This window comes from Cellvibrio sp. ATLC23 (assembly GCF_057196725.1).
Genome location: NZ_JBXUOS010000009.1, coordinates 196,647 through 206,550 on the forward strand (window position 1 = coordinate 196,647; position 9,904 = coordinate 206,550).

General features: G+C 50.8%; 10 protein-coding genes. 6 read left to right on the forward strand and 4 right to left on the reverse strand.

The genetic code is table 11. The features are described 5' to 3' along the window. Window positions 1-124: 124 nt before the first annotated feature. Entirely contained in the window at window positions 125-1,288 is a 1,164-nt protein-coding gene (locus tag AC2CG4_RS15115) for a helix-turn-helix domain-containing protein (protein WP_484487060.1), read from the reverse strand. A gap of 166 nt (window positions 1,289-1,454) precedes the next feature. On the opposite strand from AC2CG4_RS15115, the gene AC2CG4_RS15120 reads away from it, so the two are divergent. The 4 genes from AC2CG4_RS15120 (at window position 1,455) to AC2CG4_RS15135 (ending at window position 4,179) form a co-directional block, all read left to right on the forward strand. Next, complete coding sequence (locus AC2CG4_RS15120) at window positions 1,455-2,456, forward strand: alpha/beta hydrolase (RefSeq protein WP_484487061.1); 1,002 nt, start codon at window positions 1,455-1,457, stop codon at window positions 2,454-2,456. Window positions 2,457-2,555: 99 nt separating this feature from the next. Beyond that, window positions 2,556-3,512 (forward strand): DUF368 domain-containing protein, encoded by a 957-nt coding sequence (locus tag AC2CG4_RS15125; RefSeq protein WP_484487062.1) that lies wholly within the window; start codon window positions 2,556-2,558, stop codon window positions 3,510-3,512. A gap of 47 nt (window positions 3,513-3,559) precedes the next feature. Further along, window positions 3,560-3,853, forward strand: coding sequence for a type II toxin-antitoxin system RelE/ParE family toxin (locus tag AC2CG4_RS15130; protein WP_484487063.1), 294 nt, complete (start codon window positions 3,560-3,562; stop codon window positions 3,851-3,853). An 8-nt stretch (window positions 3,854-3,861) separates the two neighbouring features. Next, the gene (locus AC2CG4_RS15135; protein ID WP_484487064.1) at window positions 3,862-4,179 is read left to right on the forward strand and encodes a HigA family addiction module antitoxin; all 318 of its coding nucleotides are present in this window, start codon (window positions 3,862-3,864) and stop codon (window positions 4,177-4,179) included. Window positions 4,180-4,277: 98 nt separating this feature from the next. Here the strand turns inward: AC2CG4_RS15135 and serA are convergent, their stop codons facing one another. Continuing rightward, complete coding sequence (gene serA / locus AC2CG4_RS15140) at window positions 4,278-5,507, reverse strand: phosphoglycerate dehydrogenase (protein ID WP_062064759.1); 1,230 nt, start codon at window positions 5,505-5,507, stop codon at window positions 4,278-4,280. 281 nt (window positions 5,508-5,788) lie between these two features. Between serA and AC2CG4_RS15145 the strand changes: the two genes are divergently transcribed. Then, complete coding sequence (locus AC2CG4_RS15145; protein ID WP_484487065.1) at window positions 5,789-7,003, forward strand: MFS transporter; 1,215 nt, start codon at window positions 5,789-5,791, stop codon at window positions 7,001-7,003. Between the two features lie 20 nt (window positions 7,004-7,023). Here the strand turns inward: AC2CG4_RS15145 and AC2CG4_RS15150 are convergent, their stop codons facing one another. Both AC2CG4_RS15150 and tsaA read right to left on the reverse strand, forming a co-directional pair. Beyond that, on the reverse strand, window positions 7,024-7,755 hold the full coding sequence (locus AC2CG4_RS15150) for a DUF4197 domain-containing protein (RefSeq protein ID WP_484487066.1): 732 nt from the start codon (window positions 7,753-7,755) through the stop codon (window positions 7,024-7,026). A gap of 30 nt (window positions 7,756-7,785) precedes the next feature. Then, window positions 7,786-8,508, reverse strand: coding sequence for a tRNA (N6-threonylcarbamoyladenosine(37)-N6)-methyltransferase TrmO (gene tsaA / locus AC2CG4_RS15155; protein WP_484487067.1), 723 nt, complete (start codon window positions 8,506-8,508; stop codon window positions 7,786-7,788). 306 nt (window positions 8,509-8,814) lie between these two features. Between tsaA and AC2CG4_RS15160 the strand changes: the two genes are divergently transcribed. After that, complete coding sequence (locus AC2CG4_RS15160) at window positions 8,815-9,750, forward strand: choice-of-anchor A family protein (protein WP_484487068.1); 936 nt, start codon at window positions 8,815-8,817, stop codon at window positions 9,748-9,750. The last annotated feature ends 154 nt before the right edge of the window (window positions 9,751-9,904 follow it).

Genomic DNA, 9,904 nt, shown 5'->3' on the forward strand with positions numbered 1-9,904 from the left:
AACGGAGATAAGTGGCGTCAAGATCGACGTGTGTAATGGTCTGGGGGTAGCTTGCTATTTGATATGGCTGAGGAATGTGGCATGTGGCCACAATAGGCGATTTGGCGTTGGCCGCGTGCGCGGCTTACAGTGAAGAACCTGCTTCTTTTTGCAATTGCTGCTTACGAAACTCCGTTGGCGACATGCCCACTAAGCGATTAAAGAAACGGTGAAATGCCGACTTACTGTTAAAGCCCGCGTGTAACAATACATCCATTACGGTCATGTCGGCGTGTTGGGCATCGCCTAATAAACGTTTCGCCTCTTCTACTCTGTAGCTATTCATAAATTCAAAAAAGTTGGTGCCATAGTGTTTGTTGATCACTGCGGATACATCTTTCACGGGCAGATTGATGCGTTTGGAAAACTCTTCGATATTGAGATTTTGTTTTAAAAACAATTTTTGCACTTGCATGCCCAGCTGAACCTTTTCGATCGCTGAGTCGGTTAATTTTTCGTCTGTTTTGTCTTTGGCTGCTTCTGGTTTGGTGGTGAGCAGTTTATGGGTGTGTACCACACTGTTGATAAACAGCGCGTTGATCAAAATAAAAATAATGTAGTTTTCAGTGATGCCAAATAAATCGGCTATCTCCGGTGCACCCAAGGCTACTGTATTGGCAATAACATGCACGAGAATGGAAAAACTCCAGGTAAACAAAAAGCCCAAACTCAGCATATTTAGCCAAGTGGGTTCAGTGGGTGAAAAATTGGAGTACTGGTTGTGCAAGCTAATACGGTATAAGCGCACGCGATTAGCTGCGGCAAGGGCGTAAAAGAACGGCATGATTTTAATAAAGTGCCAGACTGAATTGGCAATTTGCCGCTCTGTTTCAGTTTGCCCCGGCGTTTTAAAACGCAGATCAGAACTATCGATTTGAAACACAAGTAACCAGACTAGTGCGAGCACGATTGGAGCCAAGTGCGGCAAGTGGCGTCGGCCAAATTGAAACGCATCTTCCGTCAGGGCAATCACATAAAACAGTAGCATCGGCCCCTTGAGTAATTGCGTCGTGGCCAAAAAGTAGGGTAGTAGGGCTTCATCAAATAAATTAAAGAGTCTTACGTCATCGTTCCAGAGCACCATAATGCAGGCGGAACTTATGGCAATTGAAAGCAGGAATATACTTAATAAACGATTGGCGAGTTGATTTTTGACCGGTAGTATCGCTTGAAAGATTACCAACAGGATACATTCGGCGACTGTCATAAACAGAATCACGTCGTGTATGTTGAAAATATGTTTTTGCATGTGCTCAAGCCCTGTCTGTCATTGTTATGTGTTTTTTATTCTGGCTTTATAGTTGATTGGCAGATTATAGAGGATGGCATTGGTTGTGTCGCATCGAATTCCTGATCGCTGTGATTTCGTTGCCATTTGTGTTGCATCACTTTTTTACTGGATACCCAAACACCGTATGAGTGACTCCCGTTCTACCTCTGTTGGTTTCGATGCTGCAACGCGCGATCTTTTGTTAGCGCAGCTGCCTGATCTTTTATTTGATGCTGAGCGAGACTCAGAGTGGTGTGCGAGCCCGCCGGCGCAGGCCTATCTCAACTTCTACGGTATCAATTTTGCCAAAACTATGCCCAATGTCATCCAGGGGTTTGGTGCGCTAAAGACCCATGGTTTTCGCATCGCCAGCCATTATTGGTTGCCCGCCAATCCCAAGGGTACCTTGATTGTGGTGCACGGCTACTACGATCACATGGGAATTTTTGGCAATGCGATTCAATTCGGGTTGGAAAATGGCTTGGCGGTACTGGCGTTTGATCTGCCTGGTCACGGTTTGAGTAGTGGCGAACAGGTGGCGATTGATTCGTTTAATCAGTATGCCGATGTGTTGGATGCGCTGTTACTGGCGGCGCAGAAACTCTTGCCTACACCTTATTTTGCCGTGGGGCAGAGTACCGGTGGCTCGGTGCTGCTGAATTATCTCTGGCGCTATGACGCGTTGCGCAGCGAACCTTTGTTAACTCGCATCGCCTTGTGCGCCCCTTTGATTTTGCCCAGAGGTTGGCGTTATTCAGGCCGTTTGTTGTACGCGCTGGTACATCGTTTTATCAAGCGCTTGCCCCGTGGCCGTTCGCACAGCTCACACGATGAGCGCTTTAACCGGTTTATCGATGCACAGGACTGCTTGCAATCGCCCACCTTGTCGGTGCGCTGGGTGAGTGCGATGAAAGAGTGGGATAAGCAGTTTCGCCAATTTCCACCTTTGTCGCAGCCAGTGTTGGTGGTGCAGGGGGATGAAGATATGACCGTCACCTGGCGCTACAACTTGCGGCAGATTCAGCGTGTTTTGCCCAATGCTCAAATCGCGATGGTTCCCGGCGCAGGCCATCAGTTAGTGAATGAAACAGATGAGTTGCGAGCGCCGGTGTTTAGTGCGATTAGTCGCCACTTCTTCGGCAAGTGACTTGTCGATCGGCGTGGGTATCAGGCACACTCGCGCCAGTTTTTATTTCCCTCTTTTCCTTTTATCGCTCTGCAGATCCCTGTAGAAAAGGAGCTTGTTTTGCATCAGCCCAATCGCACAATTAAAGATTATCTACTCATTATGCTGAAAGGCCTGTGCATGGGCGCCGCCGATGTGGTGCCCGGTGTATCCGGCGGCACTATCGCGTTTATTACCGGTATTTACGACGAGTGGCTCGATTCACTCAAACGCTGCACCCCCGCCGTGCTGCTCATGCTCAAGCGCGATGGTTTGGTCAAAGCCTGGCAGTACATCAACGGCAATTTTTTATTGGCGGTGTTTGGCGGTATTTTGATTAGCCTTAAAACCTTTGCTGCCGTGGTGTTAATCGCGTTAGCGGCCTACCCCATTCTGGTCTGGGCGTTTTTTACCGGTTTGATTCTTGCGTCTATTTACCTGTTGGCCAAACAGCAGGCCGGCTGGACGATTAAACATTGGTTGGCTTGTGCGCTGGGTGCATTGATCGTGTTGGGCATTTCCCTGTCCGCACCGGCCCAGCTGCCGGGCTATTGGTGGGTATTGTTTCTGGGGGGCTTTGTCGCCATCTGCGCGATGATTCTGCCCGGTATTTCCGGCAGTTTTATTCTGCTGCTAGTGGGTTTGTATCCGGTGTTTTTAAATGCGATTAATAGCTTCGATATTATCGCGCTCGCCTCGTTTGGTGCGGGTTGCATCACCGGTTTGGTTGTGTTTTCGCGCTTCCTATCGTGGCTGCTGAGCGCCTACCACACCGTCACCTTGGCAACTTTAATCGGCTTCTTGGTGGGTTCACTCTACGTTACTTGGCCGTGGAAGGAAGTGCTGCAAACTGCGCTTAATCGTCACGGCGAAACGGTCGTGCTGCAACAAGCGAGCGTCAGCCCCGCGCATTTTGCCCAGCTGACTGGCAATGACCCCATGCTAATCGCCGCCATCGCCTGCGCCTTGGCGGGTGTGTTGTTAGTGGTAGGAGTGGAGGTAGTAGCGGGTTGGATGAAAAAGCCCGCTGCGGTTTAAGATTAGAGAAAATTGAAATAGCATGATAGCCGTGATACCGTTATAGCATGATTAACTCTTTCAAGGACAAAGCCACTGAGGATATCTTTAGTGGTATCGACTCAAAATTGGCGCGCAAAGCTTGCCCTCAAACGCTTTGGCGTATTGCGGCTAGAAAGCTCGATTTGCTTGATTCCGCTGCGTATCTGGATGATTTAAAAATTCCTCCGGGCAATAAACTAGAGGCTTTATTGGGGGATCGTAAAGGGCAGTACAGCATACGTATTAACGAGCAATATCGAATCTGTTTTCGCTGGACTGACGCCGGTGTTGAAGAGGTCGAAATTGTTGATTATCACTAGAGGTGAATATGGTTCGTATCCCAACAAATAGACAGCCGACCCACCCCGGCGAAATGCTGGTGGAGGAGTTTCTCAATCCTATGCAGATCACTCAGCGTGAACTGGCTGATGCGATTCATGTTCCCTATCAGCGCATTAATGAGCTGGTCAATCAAAAACGCGGTGTCACACCCAGCACTGCGTTGCGCTTGGCGCGCTTTTTTGGGGTGTCGGCTGATTTTTGGTTGAATCTACAGGTGCGCTGGGATTTGTATAAGGCCGAGCAACTGGAGGGTTCAGAGTTAGACACGATTCTGGATTATCACCATTTGCGCCAATTAGCTTAACCTTACAACTAGTCAAAACAAAAACGCCGCGCTCATTGCTGAGCGCGGCGTTTTTTATCGTGCTGGTGTTATTGCTTAGAGCATTACGTGGCAGCGACCTAGAACAACACTCTGCAACGCACAGTCCCTTCAATATTTTTCAACTGCTCCAGTGCGATCTCATCGTAAGGCGAGTTGATGTCTACTACTACGTAGCCCACTTTCTCATTGGTTTGCAGGTATTGTGAGACGATGTTGATCTGATTGTCGGAAAAGATTTTATTGATCTTCGACAACACACCGGGAACATTGGCGTGAACGTGCAGCAAACGGTGGGCGTCCGGGTGGCCGGGCAAGGCGACTTCGGGGAAGTTGACCGAGCTGGTGGTGGTGCCGTTGTCGGAGTATTTGATCAGCTTTTCAGCTACTTCAATGCCGATGTTCTCCTGCGCTTCCATAGTGGAGCCGCCAATGTGTGGGGTCAGGATCACATTGTCCAAACCGCGCAACGGGCTGATAAATTCATCGCCATTAGCTTTGGGTTCTTCGGGGAATACGTCAATTGCGGCGCCAGCGATATGGCCGGACTTAATCGCATTGGCCAGTGCATCGATATCCACAACGGTGCCGCGTGAGGCGTTGATCAGGATTCCGCCTTGTTTCATCAGGCCGATTTCGCGCGCGCCAATCATCATTTGGGTAGAGGCATTTTCGGGCACGTGCAGGCTGATGATGTCGGAGGTGGCGAGCAGTTCATCCAATTCGCGCACTTGGCTGGCGTTGCCCAGTGGCAGCTTGGTGACTACATCGTAAAAGCGCACTTTCATGCCGAGGGATTCGGCCAATACACTGGTTTGGCTACCAATAGAGCCGTAACCGATCAGGCCGAGGGTTTTGCCGCGAATTTCAAATGAACCGTTGGCAGATTTGTCCCAGCCGCCGCGATGGCAGACAAAGTTTTTCTGCGGAATATTGCGCAGCAACAAAATCGCTTCGGCGATGACCAATTCAGCAACCGAACGGGTATTGGAGTAGGGCGCGTTAAATACCGCTACACCATGTTCTTGTGCGGCTTTCAAATCGACCTGATTGGTGCCGATGCAGAAACAACCAGCGGCGATCAGCTTGGGCGCATTTTCAAATACGCGGCGGGTCAGTTGGGTGCGTGAACGCAATCCAACAAAGTGCGCGTCTTGAATGCGTTCGATCAGCTCATCTTCACCCAGTGCGGTTTTCAGGTAATCGATGTTGGTGTAGCCCTGTGCGTGCAGCGTGTCTACTGCTGACTGATGAACGCCTTCCAGCAACAGAAACTTGATCTTGCTTTTGTCTAACGAGGTCTTGCTCATGGGAACAACTCCTAAAATGGGAAATCGGTGCAGCGTGTCTCCGGGAGTAAGGTCATCGACGGGAGACAGAGGATGCCGGACAGGAGGCCCAGCAGGCTGAAAAAGGCGCGCATCATACCACAGGCTGCAGCGTTTGCTGGTGGGCGACCTAGCGGGAACAGATAAAAAAGCAGTCCAGATGGCTTATAGTTATTTTCAACATTACTCGGATCGAGTCGGGGCTTATAATTCCGGCTCGGATTGTCTGCTGTAGAAGATCCCCCTTCCTGAGGTTCTAGGATTTGTTATCGTCGTCACCTGATTCATCATCTCCACATTTATCACGCGAAAAACCAACTCCCACTTTTTTTATTGCACTGCTCGCGATGGGCTTGGGCAGTTTTGCGATTGGCGTGGGCGAGTTTATTTCCATGGGGCTATTACCCGAAATTTCCTCATCGCTCGGGATTAGCATCCCGCAAGCTGGCCACACCATTAGTCTCTATGCGCTGGGAGTGGTGATTGGCGCACCGGTGCTGGCTATGCTCAGCACCGGGCGGTCGCGCACCCGTATGCTCGTCGTGCTAATGGGGCTTTACGCCATCGCCAATATCGCCAGTGCGATGGCGCCCAACTATGAAGCTATGTTGGCGCTGCGCCTCGTCAGCGGGCTGCCCCATGGAACCTTCTTTGGTATCGCCTCGTTAGTGGCGGCCACACTTGCGCCCGCTCATATGCGCACCCGCGCGGTGGCCTATGTGATGTTGGGGCTCTCTACGGCGACGCTCGCGGGTGTACCTATAGCAACCGCGCTGGGGCAGTGGCTGGGCTGGCGTGCTGCATTTGTATTGGTGGGGGTAATTGCACTGGCATCGGCTGTGTGCATTGTGAAGTTTGTCCCCTACGAGCCGCCGCAATCCGGTGGGCGCGTCTCCCATGAACTATCGATGTTTACCAATCGTCAGGTGTGGATCACCCTGGGGATTGGCGCTATAGGCTCCGGCGGATTGTTCGCCATCTATTCCTACGTCAAACCCACGTTGATGAGCTTGGCGGGGTTGACTGAAATGGGGGTGCCCTTTGTCTTGGCACTGTTTGGTGCGGGCATGGTGACGGGCAATATTTTTGGCTCGCGTATGGCCGATCGGGATCTGCTCGGCACCATCAAGCGCTGCCTTATTTGGTCGATGATTGTGTGTGGCGTTTTTGCCTTGGTTGCGCCGATTCTCTGGCTCGCCTGCATCGCCGTGTTCTGTGTGGGCACTGTGGTAGTGATTGGCCCTGCGGTGCAAATCCGCCTGATGGATGTGGCGGGCAAAGCACAGACCATGGCTGCCGCCATGAATCACTCCGCGTTTAACTTTGCCAACGCCGCCGGTGCTTTTTTTGGGGGGTTGGTGATTGATGCGGGGATGGGTTACGCCGCGACCGGTTGGGTGGGGGTGTTGTTATCCGCGGCTGGGTTGGCGATGTTTTACTGGATGGTAATTGATGCCAGGCGCGCGCTTAAACACTAGCCGCTCGCCCGGATATCAGTTTATTTCTGCGCAAATACCGCGCCGATAATCTGACTGCCGCGCCCGACCGGGTCTTTACGGATCAGCTGCTCTTCCACAGCGACTTGTTTAAATAAACCATCCAAAGCGGCATTCAAGACATGCTGCTCCAAATCCAGATCGGGCTTGTTGGCGATGGGTAGCATCTTGTAAGTGCCAAGCAGTTGTTGGTACTGATTGTAGAAACCAATTTGTTGCAGGTTCTGTTGAATGATGGGCAGATAGCGCTGGCGCAAGCTGGCTTCCGTTTGTGCGCGGAAATAATCGGTCGCTGCCGTGCTGTTGCCGCGAATAATGCCCAACGCATCGGTCACGCTCATCTTGCGCACTGCATCGACAAACACCGCTTGCGCTTCAACTGCCGCTTTTTCGGCGCCCTGGTTCATCAGGCTTTCTACTTTGTCCATTTGGCTGCCTAAACCTAACTGCCGCAATTTGCTCGCAAGCGGTTGTACATTGTCCGGCAATTCAATGCGATAGAGTGGGTTATTGGCGTAACCACCGGTGGCGGACAAGCTGCTAGCAGCGCGATTGCTGCCCAGCTCCAGTGCTTCTTTAATAGCGCGAATCAGCTGCGCCTGATTGTTGTAACCCGCAGCGCCCGCCACGGCCGCACCGGTTTCCGCCATTTGCGGCAGAGTCGCGTTACAGGCGGCAAGGCTGAGTGGCAGGGCTAATAGGCAGGTTTTAAGAAAAATCGATTTGCTGGTCATTGCGGATTCTCCATGCGTAGTTGGAATGAATTAAGTGATGAGTTCGGTGAGTTGGATTCGATAGCCTTCTGGCGCAAGGGCATAACGCCAGCGCACATCCAGATCCAATAATTTCATGCCGTAAATCCGCTCGGGTTCGGGCTGTTGGTATTGCGGGCGCGGGTCTTGCTGCAGGATTTGGGTAATCAGTCCGGCGAGGTCAGTGCCGGTGCGCTTCCAATATCCGACACAGACTGCCATCAGTGGCGCGGATATATCGACTGGGATCAACTCCGGCGCTGCGGCGGCAAAGCTGTTTTCGGCTTCCAGCACGCAGTCCACATAGGGTACGTAGGGTTTGATATCCAAAATCGGCGTGCCTTCGAGTAAATCCACGCCACTGATTTGCAGCAACAATTTGCCTTCGCGCTCGATAACTCCTTCAAAGCGCACCACCGATAAGCCTATAGGTGCTGGGCGGGTGGGGGAGCGGGTGGCAAATACGCCGAGGGTTTTGTTGCCGCCCAAGCGCGGCGGTTTAACCTTGGCTTTCCACTCATCGCGTTTGTTGGTGTACTTATTTGCATGGAACACAAATTGAATCCACAGGTGCGTGCAGCCTTCCAAACCATCAAATGCCGAGCGCTCGTTATAAGGCGGGATAAGTTCGATTTCCGCCCGCGCCAGTGGCGCCAATCCCGGCTGGCGGGGAATGCCGAACTTCTCTTTGAAGCATGAGTGAGTGATGCCGATGGCGGGGAAGCTGAATTCCATAACAAGTGGCTGCATAAAAGGTGAGGCGCAAGGCTAGGCAAAATAGTGGGTTGGCTCAACCATTTTCATCGTTTTTTCGTTTTCTGCCGGCTTGATTTCTCGATGAAATGTGATTGTTAATTTTTATCAATAAAAACATGTCTTGCGCTGTCATTTTATAAGTGTCGGTTAAATTGACAGTTTTGTGTGACGCACTTCGCAACTTTTGCTGTGAATTATTGATGCCAAAAGAAAATCTAAAATAGGCACTAAATATGCATTAGTGACTGACATAAATAATATGACACTACTACAAAGGCATTTTTTATGAACTTTTATTCCAAGCTATTGGCAATCGCCGGTGTTGCTGCTATGCCGATGATGGCGTTGGCGACCCCCATGAGTGATTACAACCTGATGCTGTTTGGTGATTTAAATACCACCAGCAACGTCAAGGTCTACGGCAAGGCATTAATTGGTGGCAACCTGAATTCCAGTGGCGAGTTTGGCTCGCATCTGACCGATGCCTCCTTCAATGCCACCAATAATGTTGAAGTGATTGGCAATGTTTCATCGCCTAACTTGACCATTCAAAATGGTTATTTGGGTTATGGCGGCAGCAAAAGTATCGGCAATCTGAGTTGCAATGAAGCTGGGCTGGCGCAAAATGCGTGTGTCAGAGCACTTGAGAATACCGGCGCAGTAGCCGCGCAGCTTGCAGATTTCTACAATGTGCTGGACGCAGAGTCAGCTTACTACCGCGACTTTGCACTGACGGGCGATGTAACTGGCACTACCTTGAGTTACAGCGGTTTTGCGGCCGACTTGGTGGCGTTTAATATTGCCGGTAGCGATCTGTTTGCGATGAACTCAAATTGGCAGTTGAACTTTGGCAATGCTGCCAAGGTTGTTATCAATGTGTCGGGTGCTAATTTAAGCAACCCAGGCTCGGTCAATTTGAGCGGTAGCGGTTTTACTTCCAGTACTTACTCCAACATTCTGTGGAATTTCTACGATGCCACCAGCTTAAATCTGGGTAATGGCTGGAAAGGCAATGTGATGGCTATTGATGCCGATGTAAGAATCATGAACGACATCGACGGCTCTCTGGCTGCTAAATCCTATACCGGCGCTGGTCAGATCCATCACTACTACTGGGATTTCACGCCGCCAGCAACCGAGGTTCCCGAGTCTTCAATATTGATGTTGATGTTGGCAGGATTGGGGTTGATTGGTTTGGGGCGTTTGCGTCGTCGCGGCTAATCTCGCCATGCTATACAGATAAAAAAAACCGGGTTTGCCCGGTTCAGATCGCTGACAAACCCCACCCTAAAAAGTGGGGTTTTGTTTTTTTAGCCCGCGCTGTGCATAAACCACATTTCTTGAGATTTATTTCCAATCCGCTCATTTTTCCCGG